Source organism: Luteimonas sp. MJ250 (genome assembly GCF_039548455.1).
Taxonomy (GTDB): domain Bacteria; phylum Pseudomonadota; class Gammaproteobacteria; order Xanthomonadales; family Xanthomonadaceae; genus Luteimonas.
This window is the reverse complement of record NZ_JBCLVB010000003.1, coordinates 198243-218269: the sequence shown is the minus strand read 5'-3', so window position 1 is coordinate 218269 and position 20027 is coordinate 198243. Positions and strand designations below refer to the sequence as shown.

Sequence of the window (20027 nt, the reverse complement as noted above, 5' to 3'; positions counted from 1 at the left end):
TCCGTGGCAGGCTGGCGGCCCCGTCCCGCCGCGCAGCGCATGTACCTCGAGCATTACGGGCTCACCGAGCCGCCATTCTCGATCACGCCGGACCCGCGTTTCGTCTTCCTGGGCGAGCGCCACCGCGACGCGCTCGCGCACCTGCTGTTCGGCATCACCCAAGGCGGCGGCGGCGGGTTCGTGCAGCTCACCGGCGAGGTCGGCACCGGCAAGACCACGCTCAGCCGGCTGCTGCTGAACCAGATTCCCGACAACGCCCGCGTGGCCCTGGTGCTCAACCCGCGCCAGGATCCGGTGCAGCTGCTTGAAACCGTGTGCGAAGAGCTGCGCATCGACCTTGACGGCCGCCGCGGCAACGCCAAGGCACTGGTCGATGCGCTCAACGTCCACCTGCTCGAAGCCTATGCGCAAGGCCTGCGCGTCGTGCTGCTCATCGACGAAGCGCAGGCGCTGCCGGTGGACACGCTGGAGCAGGTGCGCCTGCTGACCAACCTCGAGACCGACACCCAGAAGCTGCTGCAGGTCATCCTCATCGGCCAGCCCGAACTGCGCGACATGCTGGCCGAGCCGGGCCTGCGCCAGCTGGCGCAGCGCATCACCGCGCGCTTCCACCTCACCCCGCTCGATGCCCCCGGCACCGCGGAGTACCTGCGGCATCGCTTCCGCATGGCCGGTGGCCAGCACTTCCCCTTCGATGCCGGCGCGGTGCAGCGCATCCACCTGCGCAGCGGCGGCATCCCGCGCCTGGTCAACGTGCTCGCAGAACGCGCCCTGCTGGCAGGCTATGCGCGCGATCGCGCCACGATCGATGCCGCGCTGGTCGAAGAGGCCGCACGTGAAGCGCTGCCGCCCGCGGTGACGTCGGGCGCGCGGCGCACGGGCCGGCTGCTTGCGGTCGCCGGCGTCGGCGCCGTGGCGGTGATGGCGATCGCCGTGGCTGCGCTGTGGCCGCGGGGGGCCGACCGGGACGCCGTCGCCTCGGCCGGGATCGGATCCGCGGCGCCCCGCGGTCCGGCGACGGGCGCTGCCTCGCTCGCGAGCATTTCCACCGTCGAGGCACCGATGTCCGCGGCAGCGGCCGCCGTGGACGCCGCCGGCCTTGCCACCCGCATCGCCGGCGCCGCGGACCAGGCAGCCGGGAACGCCGCGTGGCAGGCCCTGCTGCTCGCCTGGTCGCTGCCGCACACGGCCGAGGACGCGCGCGCCGCGAGCGGCTGTGCACCGGTGCTCGCCGCCGGTACGTACTGTGTCCGCGGCAGCGCGCACCTCGACCGCCTGGTCGCCATCGGTCGTCCGGCACTGCTCCAGCTCGACGCCGCCAATGCGAGCGCCTGGGCGCTGCTGCAGGGCTCGGACGGTCGCCATGCGCGCCTGCTGCTGGGTGATGCGGTCATCGACGTCGACCGAGCGACGCTGCAGCAGGCATGGAGCGGGCGCTATTCCGCCGTTTGGCGCTCCTCCGCGGGACTGCTGCCGGCGCCCGCCCGCGGTGCGGCTGGCGCATCCGTCGACTGGCTGCGCGAGCGCCTGGTGCGCGAAGGCGTAGCGGCCGCGGCGGCGCCGGGCACGGGATTCGATGACGCCCTGGTGGACTCCGTGCGGCGCTTCCAGCGTGCGCGCGGGCTCGCGGTCGACGGGGTGGTCGGCCCGGAAACGCTGTTCGCACTGGCCTCGGGCGACGCCGGCCCTCGCCTGCTCCGTCGGCTGGACTGAGGCACGCGCATGTCACTCATCCTCGAAGCCCTGCGCAAATCCGAAGCCGAGCGCCGCCGCGGCGAAACACCCGGCCTGCGTGCAGAGCTGCCGCCCGTCGCGCGCGCGGCCCGGCGCAGCCTGCCGCCCTGGATCTGGATCACCTGCGCAGCGCTCGTGCTTGCGCTGCTCCTGGTCGCGCTGTGGCTGCGCGGCAACGGAACCGCGATCGAGGATGGCCTCGGCGACCATGGCGCACGTGCAACCAAGGCCCCGGCGGCGTACGCGGTGTCCGCAACGCCATCGGCCAGCATGCCAGCGGCCGGCGATTCCGATCCCTTCCCGCGGGTCGACAGGATCACGCCGCCGGAGCCGCCGTCGCGCATGCCGCCTGAGCCGGACGCGGCAGCCCCATCGCCACCCGCCGGACCGGCGCAAGCCGCGCCCCCGGCGGCTGCCGGCGACACCGTGGCTGCCAGCGACACCGCGGACACCGCCGACACCGCCCCGGCCCCGCGCCCTGTCCTGGCGCCTGCCAGCGGTGCGGTGCGCATCACCCAACTTCCGTCGGCCCAGCGCCAGCGCCTGCCGGCAATGAAGCTGACCATGCACATGTGGAACGAGGATCCGGCCCGCCGGTTCGTGGTCATCGACGGCCAGCGCAAGTCCGAGGGCGATCGCGTGGGCGAAGCCGGCATCACCGCCATCGATCGCGACGGCGTCCTGCTCGAACTCGACGGCCGCCCGATCCGCGTTCCCCTGCCCTGACCCGGCCTACCCCCGGCCGCGCCCTGGATGCGTGACAAACCTCCTCCGCCCGCGAATCACTCCCTGTCACGCAGAATCAGGGGATCCGCTTCCGGGATGGACGCCATCAGCAGCCACCGCCAACACGATGGCGCCGAAGAGTTCTCGGCGCTGCTGCAGCAGCATCGCGGCATCGTCTTCAAGGTCGCAGGCACCTACGCACGCGACGCGGACGATCGCGAGGACCTCGCACAGGACATCGCCGCCCAGCTCTGGCGTGCCTGGCCGCGCTACGACCCGTCCCGCAGCTTTTCCACCTGGATGTACCGGGTGGCGCTGAACGTCGGCATCTCGCACCTGCGCGGCGACGGCTCGCGCCGCCACCTGGTGCCGCTGGAGGAGGGACTCCGCGAATCCGTCGCCCCCGACACGGTCGACCACGAACGCGACCAGCAGTCGCGCTTGCTGCACGGCTTCATCGCCACGCTCGAACCGCTGAACCGGGCGCTGCTGCTGCTCTACCTCGAGGACCGCAGCACGCGGGACATGGCCGAGGTGCTCGGCATGTCCGAAAGCAACGTCACCACCCGCATCAGCCGCCTCAAGCGGCGCATCCGCGACCACGTCGCACCCACCGGCACCCCTTGAATGGACATCACCATGGAACTCGACGAACTCAAGCAGGCCTGGCAGGCGCTCGGGCGCCAGCTGGAACGCCACGATGGCATCCAGCTGCAGATCCACCGCGAGCGCCGGCTGGACGCCGCGCGTCGGGGACTGCGCCCCCTGGTCTGGGGACAGGTGCTGCAGGCGGCCCTTGGAGTGGCGCTGGTGGTGCTTGGCGTCGCCTGCTGGACGCGCAACCTGGATGTCCCCGGACTGCTCGCCGCCGGCATCGCAGTCCATGCCTTCGGTCTGGTGAACATCGTCTTTGCTGCAATCACCATCGCCCTGGCAACGCGCATCGACTACGGCGCGTCCGTGCTCGACATCCAGCGGCAACTGGCACGCCTGCTTCGCGTCCACGGCCTGGGCGCCGCGATCTGCGGGCTGCCGTGGTGGATCATGTGGGTCCTGGTGGTGGTCGCAGTGGCCGGACTGGGCGACGTCCGCGCCGCTGGCGGGACGCCGGGCTGGATCAGCCTCAGCCTGGGCGCGGGCATTGCCGGTCTGATTGCGACGGCGCTCTATGCCTGGCTGAGGCCACCCCGCATGGACGACCCCGCGGCGCCGCGCTGCGACGGCGGCGACGGCATCCGCCGCAGCCGGCGCATCCTCGACGAGGTCGCCGGCTTCGAAGGCCGCTGAGCGCGATCAGAACAGCGCGACGAGGACCAGCAGGATGCCGACCAGCGACACGCCCCAGATCAGGCTGCGTACGTACGGAATGCCCGAGGCATACGCGGGGATGTAGGCCAGCCGGGCCCAGAAATACAGCTGCGCACCCAGCGCGGTCTGGTCGCCGGTGCGCTCCGCGAGCACCACCGCCAGCACGGCGGCAGCGAACATGGGGAAGGTCTCGAGGAAGTTCTTCCAGCCGCGGTTGACGCGCCCGGCCACCGGGCCGAGCGGCTTTGACTGGCCATCGCGCGCGCTGGCATTCCAGGCCAAGCCGCGTTCGGAGGTCTTCATCGCGGCGTCCAGCACCAGGTGGACAAGGCCGAGCGCGATCGCCCAGGCCAGCATCTGCAGTTCAGTGCCCATCGGTCTCTCCCTCGTGCGCCGGCGGCGCGTCCCGGCCGAGGTTAACGCCATTCCACGCACTGCGTTACGCTCCTTCCTCCATGCGACAGGGCACCCGGATGCAGCACATCGATTTCGAACTCGAGGGCGACTACGTCGAGCTCAACCAGCTCCTCAAGCTCGCCGGCCTCTGCGACAGCGGCGGCGCCGGAAAGGCCCTGGTGGCGTCGGGCGCCGTGCGCGTGGATGGCGTGCAGGAGTCGCGCAAGACCGCGAAGATCCGCGCCGGGCAGGTGGTGGCCCTGGGCGACGCCGAGGTCCACGTCGGCGCCGGCACGGCACCGTGACCGCACTGGTGGCCACGGTCCTGCTGGCGGCCGCGGTCGCGGCCTGGGGCGTGTTCGCCTACAACCGCCTGGTGCGCCTGCGCAACCAGGTCGCGACGGCCTGGGCGGACATCGACGTGCAGCTGCAGCGCCGACACGACCTGGTGCCGCAGCTGGTCTCCGCCGTGCAGGGCTACGCCGTACACGAAGGCGCGGTGCTCGAGGCGGTCACCGCGCTGCGCACGCGCGCCCTCGGCCTGCAGGACCCGGGCGAACTGGGCCACGTTGAAGCCGAACTGGAACAGGCGCTCGGCCGCCTGCTGTTGCTGAAGGAGGCCTACCCCGACCTCAAGGCCAGCGAGAACTTCGCACGCCTGCAGACGGACCTGGTGGAGGTGGAAGAGCACCTGCAGTACGCGCGGCGGTACTACAACGGCGCCGTGCGCGACCTCAACGACACCGTGCAGCGGGTCCCCGACGTGCTGGTTGCACGCGGCTTCGGCTTCCGCGAAGCGGCGTTCTTCCAGGCCGGTGCCGACAGCCGCGCGGCGCCCGTCGTGGAGCTGTCACGGTGAACCGGCTGGCCGCGGTCGCCTCCACCTGGCTGCTGGCGGCGTCCGTGCTGCTCGCGCCCGCACCGGCCGCGGCCGACGAGCGGGTCCTCGCCTATGACAGCGTGGTCGAGATCCAGGCCGACGGCAGCCTCGACGTGACCGAACACATCCTCGTGCGCGCGGAGGGCACCCGCATCCGCCGCGGCATCACCCGCGATTTCCCCACCCGCTACAAGGACCATCGAGGCAACAACGTCGTGGTCGCCTTCGAAGTTGAAAGCGTCGAGCGAAACGGCCACGAGGAACCCTGGTTCACCGAGCGCGTGGCCAATGGCGTGCGCGTCAACACCGGCAACGACGACCTGCTCCAGGTGCCGGCCGAATATACCTACACCCTGCGCTACCGCACCGATCGCCAGCTGGGCTTCTTCGAAGACCACGACGAGCTGTACTGGAACGCGATCGGCCAGGGATGGGATTTCCCGATCGAAAACGGGACGGTCGAGCTGCGGCTGCCCGAGCCCGTGGCGATGGCCGACCTGGCCGTGGAAGGCTATTCCGGTTCCCGCGGCTCACGCGGACAGGATTTCGAGGCGGTCATCGCGGCCCCCGGCGTTGCGCGCTGGACGCTGACCCGGCCGCTGGCGCCGGGCGAAGGCCTGACCACGGTGCTGTCGTTTCCCAAGGGCATCGTCGCACCGCCGTCGTCGACGCGCGACGCGTTCTGGTTGCTGCGCGACAACCTGTCGATCCTGGTCGCGCTGGCCGGGCTTGCGGGGCTGCTGCTGTTCTGCGTGCGGCGCTGGCGCAAGATCGGACGCGACCCGTCACCTGGCGTGGTGATCGCACGGTACGAGCCGCCCCGTGGCGAGTCACCGGCGGCGCTGCGCTACATGACGCGCCGCAGCCACGATGCCCGCGGATTCTCCGCCGACCTGCTCGCCTGCGCGGTGCAGGGCGCGGTCGGAATCCATCGCGACGAAGGCATGCTCGGCGACAAGTGGAAACTCGAGCGCAGCGACGACGGCGCGCCGGGGATCGACAACCCGGACCAGCGCGGGCTGCTGGAGGCCCTGCTGCCCACGCCGGGCGCGATGCTTTCCCTGGACAAGAAGAACGCCACCCGCATCCAGCGTGCGATGCAGGCGCATCGCAAGGGCTTCGACGATCGCTTCCAGCCGGCGATGTTCACCCATAACGCCGGCAGCATCGGCATCGCGGTCGCGATCCTGTTCGCGACGTTCGCGCTGGCGATGGTCGCGATGGTGTCCACCGACGGCGGCGGCCTGCCCTGGGTCTTCCTGCCGCTCGGCCTGATGCTGGCGACAACGATCGCGTTCGCGCTGGTGATCGGCGCGCCGACGCCCGCCGGGCGAGAACTGCTCGACGAGATCGAAGGCTTCCGCCGCTACCTGGGCGTGGCCGAGCAGCACGATATCGCGCGCGTGCAGGCGCCGGAGGCGGCCGGGGGCGATGCGTCCGAGCCGGCGCTCGACGCCGGGCGCTTCGAACGCCTGCTGCCCTACGCGGTCGCGCTGGACGTCGAGGACGCGTGGACGAAGAAGTTCACCATCGCCGTCGGCAGCGCCGCCGCGGCCGCCGCCACCGCGGCCATCACCTGGTACCACGGCCCCGGCCTCGGCAACATCGGCAACCTGACCAGCGCCGTCGGTGGCGCGCTCAGCTCGCAGATCGCGTCGTCGTCAACACCGCCCGGAAGTTCGTCTGGTGCGGGGGGCGGCGGCTTTTCCGGCGGTGGCGGCGGTGGTGGAGGCGGCGGTGGGCGCTGACGGCCGGCGGCGGCGCGGGCTGTTCGCCTGGTTCGAATCCCGCCTCGAGCCATTCCCCGACGCGCCGCCCCAGCAGCCGCCGCGCGGGCTGGTCGCGTTCTGCCTGCACTACACCCGCGGCGCCGGCGGCTGGCTGGCGCTCATGGGCGTGCTTGGCGCACTGATCGCGGTCGCCGAACTTGGCATGTACGTCTACCTCGGCGCGCTGGTGGATCGCCTGGGCGAACATACGCCCGCCACCTTCCTCGCCGCAGAGGGCACGCGCCTGGCGTGGATGGCGGCGCTGGTCGCGATCGGGCTGCCGCTATTGGTGTTCCTGGACAACCTGGTGCAGCTGCAGGTGCTGCTCGGCAACTTCCCGATGCGCATCCGCTGGAACGTGCACCGCTACCTGCTGCGGCAGTCGATGGGCTGGTTCCAGGACGAGTTCGCCGGGCGCATCGCCACCAAGCTGATGCAGACCTCGCTCGCGGTGCGCGAGACGGTGGTCAAGCTGCTGGACGTGGGCGTGTACGTCCTGGTGTACGTACTCGGCGCGATGCTGGCCGCGGCGGCGGCCGACTGGCGGCTGATGCTGCCCTTCGCCGGCTGGCTGGTCGGCTATGTGCTGCTGATGGTGTACTTCGTGCCGCGCATGGAGCGGGTCTCGCGCGAGCAGGCCGACGCGCGCTCGGACATGACCGGGCGCATCGTCGACAGCTACACCAACATCGCCACGGTGAAGCTGTTCTCGCACTCGCGGCGCGAGCAGGCCTATGCGCGCGAGGCGATGGACGGCTTCCTCGGCACCGTGTACCGGCAGATGCGCCTGGGCACGCGCGTCGGCGCCGGCAACTACGCGCTCAACATGGCGCTGGTGTTCACGGTCGCGGCGATCGGCCTGTGGCTGTGGCTGGGCGGCGCGATCAGCGCCGGCGCGGTGGCGGTGGGCCTGGCGCTCGCGCTGCGGCTGGTGGGCATGAGCCAATGGATCATGTGGGAGCTGTCGGCGCTGTTCGAGAACATCGGCACCGTGCAGGACGGCATCAATTCGATCTCGCTGCCGCCGACCGTCGACGACGCGCCCGATGCGCCGGAGCTCGCGACGGTCGAAGGCGACATCCGCTTCGAGGGCGTGGGCTTCCACTATGGCAAGGGCTCGGGCGTGATCGAGCACCTGGACCTGCACGTGCGCCCGGGCGAGCGCATCGGCGTGATCGGGCGCTCCGGCGCCGGCAAGTCGACGCTGGTGAACCTGCTGCTGCGCTTCCACGACGTCGAGACGGGGCGCATCCTCGTCGACGGCATCGACATCGCCAGCGTGCAGCAGGACAGCCTGCGCGCACGCATCGGCGTGGTGACCCAGGACACGTCGCTGCTGCACCGCTCGGTGCGCGAGAACATCCTCTACGGCCGTCCCGACGCCAGTGAGGCCGAGATGCTGGAAGCCGCGCGCCAGGCGGAATCGCACGAGTTCATCCTCGAACTGTCGGACTCCAAGGGCCGGCGGGGCTACGACGCCCACGTCGGCGAGCGCGGCGTGAAGCTGTCGGGCGGCCAGCGCCAGCGCGTCGCCATCGCCCGCGTGCTGCTGAAGGACGCGCCCATCCTGGTGCTGGACGAAGCGACCTCGGCGCTGGACTCGGAGGTCGAAGCAGCGATCCAGGGCAATCTGTACCGGCTGATGGAAGGCAAGACGGTGATCGCGATCGCGCACCGCCTGTCGACCATCGCGGCCATGGACCGGCTGGTGGTGATGGACCAGGGCGCGATCGTAGAGCAGGGCACGCACGACGAACTGGTGGCCCGCGGCGGCATCTACGCCCAGCTCTGGCGCCGCCAGTCCGGCGGCTTCCTGGCCGATTCCGAGGCCTGACTTTCGCCCCTCAGCTGTAGCTGCTCCTACAGGAGGGTTACAGCGAGCCGCTGGCACCGGAGCCGGACGTGGCTTCGATGCGTGCTGATGCCGACTCGTTGTCCCGTGTAGCGTCGTCCGCCTTCTCCGCCGGCGCGCGACGCTGGAAGAAGGCGCTGCGGACCACGTCGAATTCGCTCATCGGGCTGTCGTCCGGACAGGTCGCGTCGGGGAATCCGAACTCTTCGCGCAGGGCCAGGCCGCAGTCGTTGAGCTCTTCGATGTCGCGATCCGGCATCTTGCACTGGCGGTCGAAGTTGCGCTGGAAGCCGTCGCGGCGGCGCACGAAATCTTCGCCGCACTTGCGCATCAGCTGCAGCCGGTCCAGGTCGTCCTGCGCCGGATTGGTGCCGTCCAGGCCGTATTCCAGCAGCTCGTCGGCGCTGAGCAGGCGCAGGTTGCGGTTGGGCACCGCCATCATCATGTCGGCCACCGCCACCGCCACGCCGTTGCGCGCAAGGTACTCCTTCACCCGTCCGTAAACGGCCTGCAATTCCTCGTTGAGCTGAGCGCGCGAAGTCGCGGTGGAGCTCATGCGGATGATGCGGTGGATCCCCACCGGGCCCGAGATCATGCGCACGTCGCCGGCGCCGAGGATCAGCACGCAGGCACTGTGGCAGTTCGCGCCCTCGCGCACCCAGATCGTCCAGCCGGAAGCGCCGATGGCGTCGCCGGCCTTGATCGCGTCCTCCACCTGGCCGCCGGTGGAATTGATGTCGAGCACGCGCTTGCCGATGTCCATGCGGTCGGCGATCGCCGCCACGCGTTCGACCAGCGCGGTGAAACCGGCGTTGATCTTGCCTTCGTAGCGCAGGCGCAGCAGGCCGACGTCCTGGCAGGGCTGGAGGGTATCGGCGACGTTGAGGAAGGACAGGTCGGTGAGCGGCTCGCCGTCGCCAATGGTCGCGTAGTCGAGTTCGCAGCTGATCGAGGCGTCGCCATCAACCAGGGCCGCCTCGGGCCAATCGGTCCCCTTGCTGACGTCGTAGGGCTTGGGCGGTGCTTCCACCGGGGCGCTGATGAATTCGCCCATGCCGTTGGCCTCGGCGATCGCAACGGAGTCCGGTTCAGGGGCGGGTTCGGGCGACTGGGCGCTGCAGCCGGCCAGCAGGGCACAGAGGGCGAGCGCGCGGAACAGGGTGGGCATGGGCGGGCGTGGTCGGGGTCCATCCCCAGTCTAGGGCCAGCCGGCGCACGGGAAGGGAATGCCGCGTGAACCCGGGCGCCGCGGTCAGCAGAAATCCCGGGATTCGGCGTGCAGGCCGCCGAGCAGCGGCGACAGGTCCTCGAGGTCGCCGGCGATCAGGTGCTCCACGCCATCCACCCGCTCCCAGCGCCCGCGCACCGCCAGCAGGGTCGAGCCCAGCAGCGCCTTGCGCCGGCGCTCGGCCACGCGCGGCCAGACCACCACGTTCACCATGCCGTGTTCGTCCTCCAGGGTGACGAAGATGGTGCCGCTGGCGGTCTGCGGCTTCTGTCGCTGGGTGACGATGCCGGCCACCGCCACGTGGCTGCCGTGGCGGCGGCCCTGCACTTCGTGCGAGCCCAGCAGGCGGCGCGCGCGCAGCTGGTCGCGCAGCAGTGCCAGCGGATGCGCGCGCAGGCTCAGGCCGATGTTGCGGTAATCGGCAAGGACGTCCTCGCCGGTGCCGGGGGCCGGCAGGGCCACCGCCTCCTCCACCGGGCTCCCCGGCAGCAGCGGCCGCTGGCGTTCGATGCCGGCGACCTGCCAGCGCGCGTCGTTGCGATGGCCGGCGATGGACTGCAGCGCACCCGCTTCGGCCAGCGCGGTGCGCGCCTTCGCGTCGAGCCCGGCGCGGCGGCAGAGGTCGGCGACGTCGCGGAACGGGCGGCGACCGCGGGCGGCGACGATGGCCTCGCACATGGGCCGGGAAAGGCCCGCGATCTGCCGCAAACCGAGGCGGATCGCCGGCTGATGTGACAACCCCGACTGTGGGAGCGGCCATGGCCGCGATGGCATCGAAGCACGGGCATCACCGTGATTACGGGACTCCGGATCGCGGGACGCCGGAGCTTCGACGAGGGTGCTGTCCCAGTCGCTGTGGGCCACGTCCACCGGCAGGAACTCCACGCCGGGCCGCGCGGCCTTGCCGCGCCGCGCGTCCTGCACGATCTGGCTCGACGAGTAGAAGCCCATCGGCTGCGAGTTCAGCAGCGCGCAGGCGAAGGCCGCGGGCTCGTGGCGTTTCAGCCAGCAGCTGGCGTACACCAGCTTGGCGAAGGACGCGGCGTGGCTCTGCGGGAAGCCGTAGGAGCCGAAGCCCTTGATCTGCTCGAAGATCTGGTCGATGAACTCCGACGAATAGTTCTTCTTCTCCATCAGCTCGCGGATGCGCAGCCGGTGCGGCTCCATGTCGCCGCCGTGGCGCCAGGCGGCCATCGAGCGGCGCAGGCCGTCGGCTTCGCCGGGCGAATAGCCGGCGTGGATCACCAGCTCCATCACCTGCTCCTGGAACAGCGGCACGCCCAGGGTGGCACCGAGGATCTCCTCGATGCCCGGCGAGGGATAGGTCACCGCTTCCTGGCCCATGCGCCGGCGCAGGTAGGGATGCACCATGCCGCCCTGGATCGGCCCCGGCCGCACGATCGCCACTTCCACCACCAGGTCGTAGAACCGCTCCGGCTTCAGCCGCGGCAGCATCGTCATCTGCGCGCGCGACTCGATCTGGAACACGCCAACGGTGTCGGCGAGCTGGATCATGTCGTAGGTCGGCCTGTCCTCCTTCGGGATGGTGGCCAGCTCCAGGTCGCGGCCACGGTGCGCGCGCACCAGGTCCAGGGCCTTGCGGATGCAGGTCAGCATGCCCAGCGCCAGGCAGTCGACCTTGAGCAGGCCGAGCGCCTCCAGGTCGTCCTTCTCCCACTGGATGATGGTGCGCTCGTCCATCGCCGCGTTTTCCACCGGCACCATCTGCCACAGCGGCGCATCGGAAATCACGAATCCGCCGACGTGCTGCGAGAGGTGCCGCGGCCTGCCGCGCAGCATCGCGGTGACCGCCAGGATGCGCGCGATGAGCGGGTTGTCGATGTCGAAGCCCACGTCCGCCAAGCGCCTGTCCATCGGCGTCTCGCCGTTGCCCCGGCCGAAGCAGCCGGCCAGCAGCGTGACCTGGTCGGGCGGCAGGCCGAAGGCCCTGGCCACGTCGCGCACCGCGCTTTTTCCCCGGTAGCGGATCACGGTCGCGGCCAGCGCGGCGCGCTCGCGGCCGTACTTGCGGTAGACGTACTGCATCACCTCTTCGCGCCGCTCGTGCTCGAAGTCGACGTCGATGTCGGGCGGCTCGTTGCGCTCCTTCGACAGGAAGCGCGCCATCAGCAGGCGGCTCTCCGCCGGATCGACCGCGGTGATGCCGAGCGCGAAGCACACCGCCGAGTTGGCGGCCGAGCCGCGGCCCTGGCAGAGGATTCCCTGGCCGCGCGCGAAGCGGACGATGTCTTCGACGGTGAGGAAGAAGGCTTCGTAGGCCAGGTCGGCGATCAGCGCGAGCTCGTCCTCGATCTGCGCGGCGATCTTCGGCGGCACGCCCCGTGGCCAGCGCGTGCGCATGCCGGCTTCGGTGAGCGTGCGCAGGTGGCTGGCAGGCGTCTCGCCCTCGGGCACGAGTTCGGCGGGATAGCTGTACTTCACCTCGGCCATGGAAAAACGGCAGCGGCGCGCGAGCGTGACGGCGTTGTCCAGCAGCACGCGCGGATGGATGTTGCCGAGCGTGTAGCGGTGGCGCAGGTGGCGTTCGCCGTTGCGGAACAGGTGCGCGCCGGCCTCGGCCAGCGGCAGGCCGTGGCGGATGGCCACCAGGGTGTCCTGCAGCACGCGCTGGCGGCGCGTGGCCATGTGCACGTCGCCGGCGGCGAGCGGCGTGATGCCGAGGTCCGCGGCCATCGCCAGCAGCTGCGCGAGGCGCAGGTCATCGTCCTCCTCGCGGTGCAGCTCGATGGCGAGGTGGGCGCGGTCGCCAAAGACGCGTCGCAGCCAGGCGCCTTCTCCCGCATCGGGCACGCGGCCGGGCAGCCACAGCGCGAACAGCCCCCCCGCGCACGCCAGCGCGGCCGCAGCCACTTTACGGGGCAATCCAGGCTTGCAGGGCAGGCTTTCAATGTCGGCGCGGGAGAGACGGTATTCGCCCTTCGGCGCCGCGCGGCGGGCGATGGTGATGAGCCGGCACAGCTGCGCATAGCCCGCGGCATCCTCCACCAGAAGCACCATGCGCAGACCGTCGGCAAGGCGGAACTCCGCGCCCACCACCAGCTTCACACCGGTGAGCTTCGACGCCTCGTGCGCACGCACGATGCCCGCCAGCGAGCACTCGTCGGTGATCGCCAGCGCTTCGTAACCGCACTGCGCGGCGCGGGTGAACAGCTCTTCGGCGCTGGCCGCGCCACGCAGGAAGCTGAAGTCGGACAGGCAGTGCAGCTCGGCATAGGACGGCAGCTCCGCCGCCGCTTGTGTGGCAGCGGCTACAGCCGCGATATGCGTTCGACCAGCATCGCGGCCATGGCCGCTCCCACAGGGGCCAGCACCGCCGGGATCGTTGGCGGCATCGGCCGCAGATTCGAATTCCATCCGCAGCTGCATCTGGCGCTGCATGCGCACGATGCGCGGCGGACGCGCGCCCGGAGTATCGGGCGCGACGCCGGGTGGCAGGTCGCGGTGGTCGTCGTCGCGGCTCATGCGAACCATCCGTGCAGCATCCAGTCGCCCTGCACGCCCGGCGGGGCGAAGGCCCAGGCGCGCTGGCCACGCGAGGTTTCCAGCACGTAGTAGTCGCGGCGCGCGTCGTCGCCGTCCCACCAGCCGCTTTCCAGGCGTTCGGGGCCGGAGACGATGCGCAGCCGCGGGTCGCGCAGCGGCACCGGGCGCGGCAACAGCCAGGCGGGACGCGGCGGGCGCAGCGGTGCGGGCGTGGCGCAGGCCGCATCGCCATCCTCGCCCGAACCGGCGTGTCGCCAGGCGCGCTCGGGACGCGGGTCACCGGAAGGCGCGACGCGATGCACGGCCTCGTCGCCAAGCCGGGCGCGCAGTCGCTCACGCAGTCGTGGCCAGGGCACCGCCTGCGCCGGGCGGCTATCGAACAGGTCGCGTTCGGCCGGCACGAAGGGCGGCAGCTCGCGCGCCAGCAGGCGCACCGCCACCACCGGTGCCGGCAGCGCCACCTGCTCCAGGCGATTGCGGGTGAGCTCGAACAGCAGCGCCGCATCCCGCTCGGCCGCGAGCAGGCCCACCGGCACCTCGGTGAAGCGCACCGCGTCCTGCTGGACCTGGTCGGCCTCGTGCGAGGGCAGCGCGTGCCGCGCCTCATGCTCAAGGCGCAGGGTGAAACGCTGCACGCCACCATCGCGGGCGGACAGGTAGGTGGCCAGGTCGGCGATCAACCGGCGCAGCGGGAACAGCAGCGCCTGATGGCTCTCGACTTCGAAACCGAGTTCGACGCGACTGTCGAAGCGGTCCGGCGGCGCGTACAGCTCGAGCGGATCATCGGCCTCGCCGTGCAAACGGTCGAGGTGCTGCAGCAACTCCACGTCGAAGCGCCGCCGCAGGCTGTCGCGCGGCAGCGTGCGCAGCGCGCCGAGCGTACGCACGCCCATGCGCTGCAGGCGCTCGCCGGCATTTCCCGGCAGCGCCGCGCGGCGCACCGGCACCCGTGCCAGCGCATCGCGCATCGCGCCTTCGGCGGTGACCGCAAAGCCGTCGCGCAGCCCTGCGAACACGAGTGCCGCCCGCGGCGTCGGCGCCAGGGCGATGCGGTGGCTGAAGCCGAGGCCGTCGAGCTCCGCGCGCAGCCGCGCTTCGAAGCGCGGCCACGGCCCGAACAGGCGGAAGCTGGCGCGCGCCTCGAACACGATCGCCCCCCGCCACTGTGCGCTGACCTGCGAGCTGTGCCGATACGCCCAGGCGGCGAGGAAGCGCTGCCAGCGCGCCTCCGACGCCGGCTCGTATTCGACCATCGCCACGTCGGACAGCAGCGCGTGCGCCGCCGACAGCCGCATGCCCGGCTTCAGCCCGGCGTCGGAGGCGCCCGCGTTGACCGCATGCAGATGCCGCAGCTGCGCCGGCCCCGAGACCAGCGCCAGCGGTCGCGACGGATCCGGCATCCGGCGAAGAACGGCGTCCAGCGCCAGCCGCGGCAGCGCGATGCAGGCCCAGAGCACGGCGCTTCCTAGGCCCGGAGGCCCGCAAAAGCCTGCGATGGCACGTTGCCGCCGCGGCATTTGCGCACGTGCCAAGCGTTGCCGTCGGCTCCCGCCGCGACGTACTCCAGCCGCAGCGCCGCCGGCGAGGGATTGACCGCGTGCTTGGCATCGCGGAACGCGAACCCCAGGCAGTCGCCGCTGTCGGCGGCCACCTGCAGCCGGCGCAGCGCCTGGGCATCGGCCTGCAGCGGCCAGCCGAGCACCGCCGCGCAGGCCGCGCTGCGCAGGCACTGTTCGAAGGCCCACAGCGCGCCGCGCGCATCGGCCTGGATGATTTCCAGATGCCGCAGGTCCACGCCCGCCGCCTGCCACGCCGGCGCGTACGGCAGGTAGGGCGGCGCCACCAGGGCCACGATGCCGCCGGCCTGCGTCAGCCGCGCCAGCGTGGGCAGCAGCAGCGACAGCTCGCCGACGCCGTCTGCCGGCAGCAGCAGTTCGGTCAGCGCGGCCCGCGGCCAGCCGCCCTGCGGCAGCAGCGCATCGAGCACCGCATGACCGGTGGATTCACCGTCTGCCGCCACCGCCGGCGCACGCCCGGCACGCCACACCGTACGCGCCGAAAGCATGGCGTCGATGTCGGGCAGCGCCCCGATGGACGGCGGCACGATGGACGGCAGCGCGCTCATTCCGTGCGCACCAGCCCGCAGTACAGGCCCTCGATGGCGAAGTCCGAGCCCGGCGGCACCTCGATGGGTGCGTAGTCCGGATTGCGCGGCAGCAGCCGCAGCCGCGAACGCGTGCGCTCCAGGCGCTTGATGGTGATCTCGCCGTCGATGCGCGCCACCACCACCTGGCCGCTGCGCGCATCGCTGGCGCGCTGCACCGCCACCAGATCGCCGTCGAAGATGCCGTCGTCGCGCATCGAGTCGCCCCTCACCCGCAGCAGGTAATCGGGCTTGCTGGAGAACAGCGCGCGGTCGAGCAGCACGTGGCGCTCCACTCCGGCATCGGCCCCGATCGGCGAACCCGCGGCCACCCGGCCCAGCACCGGCAGCTCCAAGCGGTCGTCGCGGACCTTCAGCCGTGTACCCGGGACGTGGCGCGTGCGCCCTGCCCGGTCCGCCGCGCCGATGCCCTGCGCCATGCCGCCCACCACCCGGATGCCGCGCGCCTCGTTCGGCCGCACCTCCAGGTAGCCAGCCTGCTGCAGCCGGCGCACGTGCTTGTGCGCCGCGCAGGCCTGGCGGAAGCCGAAGGCGTCGGCGATCTGCTGCAGCGTGGGCGGCGCGCCCTCGGCCCCGGAATGGGCCTGGATGAAGCCGAGCACGTCGCGCTGTCGGGGAGTGAGGTCGTCGGTCATGGGTAAAAATCTATTTACCTTGGCGGGCATAAGCAAGCCCGGCTGTCGGACGGATTCCAACCGGCTTCGGTCTCAGGGAGCGAGACCTCCCCGGGATCAACGACTTGGGCGAGACACCTCAGGCGGCGCGACAGATCCTCAACAGCCCGCGTACTTCCAGTTCCGCGTCTTCCCCTCCGCGATCCACTCCACCGCTTGCGCCACGCGCCGGGCAGGCCGCATGCACGCGCCGGCGCAGTTCCTCCAGGATCGGCCGGGCGAAGTCCGCCTGGCGGGCGATGTAGGCATCGATGCGCGGGTCACGGCTGGTCATGGTGATTTCCGGTCGGCGGGCTGGCCTGGTCCCGCAGCGCCAGCCGCTCCGGCCTGAGCGCACCGCTGCTGTAGGCCAGCTGGATCATTTCCTCGAAGAAATCCACCTTCGCCGCAGTGCTCAGCGCCACCCACTGCTTCAGCTGGAGGCGCTCGAGCGCGGCGAAGTCCAGGGACTCGTCAGCGGCCATACATAACCCCGGGGTCCTGGTCGCGGATTGTCCGCAGTTTGGCGATGTCTTCACGATCACGCTCCCGCCCCGTCTCCTGCTTCATCCGGATGAGGTGTTCGATGCTGGCGACCGGCACGGACACACCGTCCAGATCCTTTCGCACGGCATCCCGGAGAAGATCGCCGAAATCGACAGGCTCATGGATGAACACGTCCACCGACCGGAGCGGGTTCGCCGGATCCCAGAGGGGGAACACCAGCATGTTCCGCTGCTGCCATTCCGCGCGCTTTCCCGGATCGCAGAAGTCCTCCATTGCCACCGGCAACCTCGGCCGCAGACCGATGCTCCCCAAGGCTGTCATGGCCCGTCCGGCGTTGACCGGTGACAGACCGACCGCCAAGTCCAGGTCCGCCGTGGCCCGCAGATAGCCATGCAAGATCACGGCAAGCCCGCCCACGACCACATAGTCGGCCCCGGCGTCGTTGAGCGCACTGAAAATCTGGCGGACGTTGAAAGCCATGGCCGAACTATAAATGAGCGAGCTGACCGCGGTGTCCGGATCACCTCGCCCCAAACCCCGCCAGCTTCAGCCCCAGCCACACCGCGGCGATCCCCAGCACCACGCTGCCGCCGGCGTACAGCGCGGCGGTCGCGACCTCGCCCCGGCGGAGCAGATACACCGCCTCCAGGCCGAAGGCCGAGAACGTGGTGAAACCGCCCAGCAGTCCGGTGAACAGGAACAGCCGCGCGTCGGGCCCGAAGGCCTCATGGCGTTCGGCCAGGCCCGCCAGCACGCCCACCGTCAGGCAGCCGAGCACGTTCACGGCGAAGGTGCTGAACGGGAAGCGCTCCTGCACCGTCAGGTGCAGCACCAGCCCGCCGAGCTTGTAGCGCGCGACCGCGCCGAGGAAACCGCCGAGGCCGACCAGCAGGACCGGATGCATGTCAGCGCTCCACCGCCAGCGGCCGCACATGTTCCAGCAGCGCCAGCAGCGTCCGCCCCGGTTCCTCCCACGGGATCATGTGCGCGGAGTGCTCGAACCACACCGCGCGCTTGTGCGGCGCCTGCACCTGGTCCAGCCACTCCGCGGTCGGCACCGAGGGCGTGGTGTAGTCGTGGCGGCCGAGGAACATCAGCACCGGGATCGGGAACTCGTGCACGCCGCTGAAATCCACCTGCAGGAACTCGTCCAGTACGTGCTTGAGCGTGAACACGTTGCCGGCGAAGAACGCGCGCCGGTCCTCGCAGTCGTAGGCGGGCGACAGCAGCGAGGCACCGTAGTAGTAATCCTGCTCCGCGTCGCGGTAGGCATTGAGGCCGCCGTAGTGCTGCGGCCATTTGCGCGCAATGATGATCCGTTCCCGCGTGATCGGCGCATCGCCCGGATACGGCGCGATCGACTCCAGCTCGGCGACTGCCTCGGCATTGCCCTCCGCGCGCGCCCGCTCCAGCCCGTACTCGAAGCTCAGCCGTTCGTTGCGCCGGGTGTCGATGACCTGGCCGATGCCGACGTAGGCGTGGAACAGGTCCGGCCGCTTGAGCGCCGCGTGCATCGCCACCACCGTGCCCCAGCTGTGCGCGGCCAGCACCAGCTTGTCCTTGCCGTAGCGCGCGCGCAGGTGCTCGGCCACCTCGATGGCATCACTGACGAAGCGGTCGATCGCCATGTCGCCGGCGACCACGTCCGGATCGTTGGCGCGGTGGGTCTTGCCGGCGCCGCGCTGGTCGTAATGGGCGACGGTGAAGAACTCCTCCACCGGCCGCTGCCACTGCCAGGCGCTGGGCATCGCCGGCGACGACGGCCCGCCGTGCACGAACAGGATCATCGGGTTCCCGCGGTCCTTGCCGCGCACCTGGATCCACTGCTCGATGCCGCCGATGCGCTCGGCGTAGGTGTCCTGCACGCCGGCGGGCGTGACGATGCGCTGCAGGTCGGCGACCACCGCGCGGGCCTTGTCGAAGGACTCGCCGGAGGGGCAGGCCGGCTGGGCGTTGGCGAGGACAGGGAGTGCGAGCAGCAGCAAGGCGAGCAGTCGCGTCATGGCGGGGCTCCGTGCGGTGGAGTGCAAAGCGTACTGCGTCATCCCGCCTTCGCCCCAGCGTTGCCGCCTGCTATCCCGTCGCGCGCGGCGGCGACCAGACCATGTGCAGGGTGCCGTCGGTCTCCGCCTCGATCGTGAAGCCGAGGCGCGCGTAGAGCCGCCGCGCAGGGTTGTCCGCGTAAACCCGCAGCTGCAGCCGCGGATGGCCGCGCTGCAATGCGATTGCCTGTGCCTGGCGCAAGGCCCAGCCCCCCACGCCTTGGCGCTGGTGCGTTGGCACGATCTGCAGGTCGCGCAGCGCCAGCACCTCGCCTTCGGGGAGCAGTCGCAGCAGACCGATGGCCTCGCCGCCGGCGACGATAATCAGGTTCTCGAACTCCGTCCAGCTGGCGCGGAAGCGCGCCGGATCCCAGGCGATGCCACGCGTTGCGCGGTAGCCGGCCATGTTGGTGCGGCTGAGGTGCTCGCAGAAGGCGAAGTCGTGTGCAGTGGAGGGACGGAGCGTACAACCGGCCAACGACGTTTCGGACATCGGCTCAGAACTCCGCGGCCAACTGCGCCAGCAAGCGCTCCATTGAGCCACCCACGGCGCTGTGCATCCGCCGGAGATTGCCGATCACATTCACGCCATCGCGCTCGGCGCTTGCAATGCGGCCGGTCGCGATATCCACCAGCAGCCCGCGCCCTTCCAGATCAGACAGGTTCGCTACGGGGCATTCATCCGCGGCACGATGGATCAACACGAGTCGGGAGAGGCGGTCATGGGCGTCGGGCGTGAGGTCGCGACCCGGACCTGGCGCGTCGAACTCGACACCCATTGGCACAGCCCAATCCGCTGCGGCATCGCCGTTGTGTGCTCCGTAAGCGCCGAGCGTGGTGCGCCATCCCTGCCGATCGAACACCCGGCCTTCCGCCAGCCCCGCAACGACGCGCACCGAGAGTCCCTCCGTCGATGACGCCGGCAACATGCCGCGGAAGGGTGGCAAGCCCGTGGCTGCCTCGATGCGGTCGATCACGGATCCGGGCTCCGGCTCGAGCAGGGCAAGAAAGCTGCCCTGCGCTCCTGAGCCGGTACTCCAAGTGCCCGACGGCCCGCCCAGGTTGAAATCGATCGCCGGCAGTGCCCGACCGGTCGAGGTGCAATGAAGCTGCAGCTCGAGCAGGCCCCTGATCGAGATTCCGGGATGAACCTGACGCAGCTTGAAGGCATGCGTTGCATGGCGCCGGCGGACGATTTCGACAATCGCACGCCACGCGAGCGCAGTGACCAAAGTCACGCGGGACTTGGCGGGGTCGAGCATCG

The 20027-nt window shown here is 70.8% G+C and carries 21 protein-coding genes; 8 read left to right on the top strand and 13 right to left on the bottom strand.

The genetic code is table 11. The features are described 5' to 3' along the window. Positions 1 to 3: 3 nt before the first annotated feature. The 4 genes from WCE37_RS01530 to WCE37_RS01515 all read left to right on the top strand — a co-directional run bounded on the left by WCE37_RS01530 (position 4) and on the right by WCE37_RS01515 (position 3747). Complete coding sequence (locus WCE37_RS01530) at positions 4 to 1713, top strand: AAA family ATPase (RefSeq protein WP_343277821.1); 1710 nt, start codon at positions 4 to 6, stop codon at positions 1711 to 1713. Between the two features lie 9 nt (positions 1714 to 1722). Beyond that, positions 1723 to 2460: a general secretion pathway protein GspB gene (locus WCE37_RS01525; protein WP_343277820.1), complete on the top strand. Its 738-nt coding sequence runs from the start codon at positions 1723 to 1725 to the stop codon at positions 2458 to 2460. Positions 2461 to 2556: 96 nt separating this feature from the next. Further along, positions 2557 to 3087, top strand: coding sequence for a sigma-70 family RNA polymerase sigma factor (locus tag WCE37_RS01520; RefSeq protein WP_343277819.1), 531 nt, complete (start codon positions 2557 to 2559; stop codon positions 3085 to 3087). Then, positions 3088 to 3747, top strand: a complete 660-nt coding sequence (locus WCE37_RS01515; protein ID WP_343277818.1) for a hypothetical protein — start codon at positions 3088 to 3090, stop codon at positions 3745 to 3747. Positions 3748 to 3753: 6 nt separating this feature from the next. Here WCE37_RS01515 and WCE37_RS01510 read toward each other — a convergent pair whose 3' ends face one another. After that, positions 3754 to 4143, bottom strand: a complete 390-nt coding sequence (locus WCE37_RS01510; protein WP_343277817.1) for an MAPEG family protein — start codon at positions 4141 to 4143, stop codon at positions 3754 to 3756. A 98-nt stretch (positions 4144 to 4241) separates the two neighbouring features. Here WCE37_RS01510 and WCE37_RS01505 point away from each other — a divergent pair, with 98 nt between their 5' ends. From WCE37_RS01505 to WCE37_RS01490, 4 genes are read left to right on the top strand one after another with little or no spacing between them, the layout of a single operon-like run. Continuing rightward, positions 4242 to 4469, top strand: a complete 228-nt coding sequence (locus WCE37_RS01505) for an RNA-binding S4 domain-containing protein (protein ID WP_343253721.1) — start codon at positions 4242 to 4244, stop codon at positions 4467 to 4469. Continuing rightward, positions 4466 to 5023 carry a LemA family protein gene (locus WCE37_RS01500; RefSeq protein ID WP_343277816.1) on the top strand — a complete coding sequence of 186 codons (558 nt, stop codon included), beginning with the start codon at positions 4466 to 4468 and terminating at the stop codon, positions 5021 to 5023. The genes WCE37_RS01505 and WCE37_RS01500 overlap by 4 nt, the downstream gene beginning before the upstream one ends. After that, entirely contained in the window at positions 5020 to 6792 is a 1773-nt protein-coding gene (locus WCE37_RS01495) for a DUF2207 domain-containing protein (RefSeq protein ID WP_343277815.1), read from the top strand. Before WCE37_RS01500 ends, WCE37_RS01495 begins: the two co-directional genes overlap by 4 nt. 19 nt (positions 6793 to 6811) lie before the next feature. Then, the gene (locus WCE37_RS01490) at positions 6812 to 8647 is read left to right on the top strand and encodes an ABC transporter ATP-binding protein (protein WP_343277866.1); all 1836 of its coding nucleotides are present in this window, start codon (positions 6812 to 6814) and stop codon (positions 8645 to 8647) included. A gap of 37 nt (positions 8648 to 8684) precedes the next feature. On the opposite strand, the gene WCE37_RS01485 is transcribed toward WCE37_RS01490, so the two are convergent. From WCE37_RS01485 to WCE37_RS01430, 12 genes are all read right to left on the bottom strand, one after another. Beyond that, positions 8685 to 9833 (bottom strand): hypothetical protein, encoded by a 1149-nt coding sequence (locus WCE37_RS01485; RefSeq protein ID WP_343277814.1) that lies wholly within the window; start codon positions 9831 to 9833, stop codon positions 8685 to 8687. Between the two features lie 84 nt (positions 9834 to 9917). After that, entirely contained in the window at positions 9918 to 13376 is a 3459-nt protein-coding gene (locus WCE37_RS01480) for an error-prone DNA polymerase (protein WP_343277813.1), read from the bottom strand. Then, the gene (locus tag WCE37_RS01475) at positions 13373 to 14854 is read right to left on the bottom strand and encodes a DNA polymerase Y family protein (protein ID WP_343277812.1); all 1482 of its coding nucleotides are present in this window, start codon (positions 14852 to 14854) and stop codon (positions 13373 to 13375) included. The genes WCE37_RS01480 and WCE37_RS01475 overlap by 4 nt, the downstream gene beginning before the upstream one ends. An 8-nt stretch (positions 14855 to 14862) precedes the next feature. After that, the gene (gene imuA / locus WCE37_RS01470) at positions 14863 to 15522 is read right to left on the bottom strand and encodes a translesion DNA synthesis-associated protein ImuA (RefSeq protein WP_343277811.1); all 660 of its coding nucleotides are present in this window, start codon (positions 15520 to 15522) and stop codon (positions 14863 to 14865) included. Next, positions 15519 to 16196, bottom strand: coding sequence for a transcriptional repressor LexA (gene lexA / locus WCE37_RS01465; RefSeq protein ID WP_343277810.1), 678 nt, complete (start codon positions 16194 to 16196; stop codon positions 15519 to 15521). Before lexA ends, imuA begins: the two co-directional genes overlap by 4 nt. A 118-nt stretch (positions 16197 to 16314) precedes the next feature. Continuing rightward, positions 16315 to 16509, bottom strand: a complete 195-nt coding sequence (locus tag WCE37_RS01460) for a hypothetical protein (RefSeq protein ID WP_343277809.1) — start codon at positions 16507 to 16509, stop codon at positions 16315 to 16317. Further along, the gene (locus WCE37_RS01455; RefSeq protein WP_343253732.1) at positions 16496 to 16699 is read right to left on the bottom strand and encodes a hypothetical protein; all 204 of its coding nucleotides are present in this window, start codon (positions 16697 to 16699) and stop codon (positions 16496 to 16498) included. The genes WCE37_RS01460 and WCE37_RS01455 overlap by 14 nt, the downstream gene beginning before the upstream one ends. Then, complete coding sequence (locus WCE37_RS01450) at positions 16689 to 17201, bottom strand: hypothetical protein (protein ID WP_343253733.1); 513 nt, start codon at positions 17199 to 17201, stop codon at positions 16689 to 16691. Before WCE37_RS01450 ends, WCE37_RS01455 begins: the two co-directional genes overlap by 11 nt. Positions 17202 to 17241: 40 nt before the next feature. After that, positions 17242 to 17625, bottom strand: coding sequence for a fluoride efflux transporter CrcB (gene crcB, locus WCE37_RS01445; RefSeq protein WP_343253734.1), 384 nt, complete (start codon positions 17623 to 17625; stop codon positions 17242 to 17244). A gap of 1 nt (position 17626) precedes the next feature. Beyond that, the gene (locus WCE37_RS01440) at positions 17627 to 18724 is read right to left on the bottom strand and encodes an alpha/beta hydrolase (protein WP_343277808.1); all 1098 of its coding nucleotides are present in this window, start codon (positions 18722 to 18724) and stop codon (positions 17627 to 17629) included. A gap of 70 nt (positions 18725 to 18794) precedes the next feature. Further along, entirely contained in the window at positions 18795 to 19256 is a 462-nt protein-coding gene (locus WCE37_RS01435; protein WP_343277807.1) for a GNAT family N-acetyltransferase, read from the bottom strand. 4 nt (positions 19257 to 19260) lie between these two features. Further along, a complete protein-coding gene (locus tag WCE37_RS01430; RefSeq protein WP_343277806.1) occupies positions 19261 to 20025 on the bottom strand; it encodes a hypothetical protein in 765 nt (254 codons plus the stop codon). Positions 20026 to 20027 lie beyond the last annotated feature (2 nt).

Excerpts from the sequence above, each read along its gene's own strand:
- WCE37_RS01525 (WP_343277820.1), top strand. The coding sequence starts at position 1,723 with ATGTCACTCATCCTCGAAGCCCTGCGCAAATCCGAAGCCGAGCGCCGC.
- WCE37_RS01520 (WP_343277819.1), top strand. The coding sequence starts at position 2,557 with ATGGACGCCATCAGCAGCCACCGCCAACACGATGGCGCCGAAGAGTTC.
- WCE37_RS01515 (WP_343277818.1), top strand. The coding sequence starts at position 3,088 with ATGGACATCACCATGGAACTCGACGAACTCAAGCAGGCCTGGCAGGCG.
- WCE37_RS01510 (WP_343277817.1), bottom strand. The coding sequence starts at position 4,143 with ATGGGCACTGAACTGCAGATGCTGGCCTGGGCGATCGCGCTCGGCCTT.
- WCE37_RS01505 (WP_343253721.1), top strand. The coding sequence starts at position 4,242 with ATGCAGCACATCGATTTCGAACTCGAGGGCGACTACGTCGAGCTCAAC.
- WCE37_RS01485 (WP_343277814.1), bottom strand. The coding sequence starts at position 9,833 with ATGCCCACCCTGTTCCGCGCGCTCGCCCTCTGTGCCCTGCTGGCCGGC.
- WCE37_RS01480 (WP_343277813.1), bottom strand. The coding sequence starts at position 13,376 with ATGAGCCGCGACGACGACCACCGCGACCTGCCACCCGGCGTCGCGCCC.
- imuA (WP_343277811.1), bottom strand. The coding sequence starts at position 15,522 with ATGAGCGCGCTGCCGTCCATCGTGCCGCCGTCCATCGGGGCGCTGCCC.
- lexA (WP_343277810.1), bottom strand. The coding sequence starts at position 16,196 with ATGACCGACGACCTCACTCCCCGACAGCGCGACGTGCTCGGCTTCATC.
- WCE37_RS01460 (WP_343277809.1), bottom strand. The coding sequence starts at position 16,509 with ATGACCAGCCGTGACCCGCGCATCGATGCCTACATCGCCCGCCAGGCG.
- WCE37_RS01455 (WP_343253732.1), bottom strand. The coding sequence starts at position 16,699 with ATGGCCGCTGACGAGTCCCTGGACTTCGCCGCGCTCGAGCGCCTCCAG.
- WCE37_RS01450 (WP_343253733.1), bottom strand. The coding sequence starts at position 17,201 with ATGGCTTTCAACGTCCGCCAGATTTTCAGTGCGCTCAACGACGCCGGG.
- crcB (WP_343253734.1), bottom strand. The coding sequence starts at position 17,625 with ATGCATCCGGTCCTGCTGGTCGGCCTCGGCGGTTTCCTCGGCGCGGTC.
- WCE37_RS01440 (WP_343277808.1), bottom strand. The coding sequence starts at position 18,724 with ATGACGCGACTGCTCGCCTTGCTGCTGCTCGCACTCCCTGTCCTCGCC.
- WCE37_RS01435 (WP_343277807.1), bottom strand. The coding sequence starts at position 19,256 with ATGTCCGAAACGTCGTTGGCCGGTTGTACGCTCCGTCCCTCCACTGCA.
- WCE37_RS01430 (WP_343277806.1), bottom strand. The coding sequence starts at position 20,025 with ATGCTCGACCCCGCCAAGTCCCGCGTGACTTTGGTCACTGCGCTCGCG.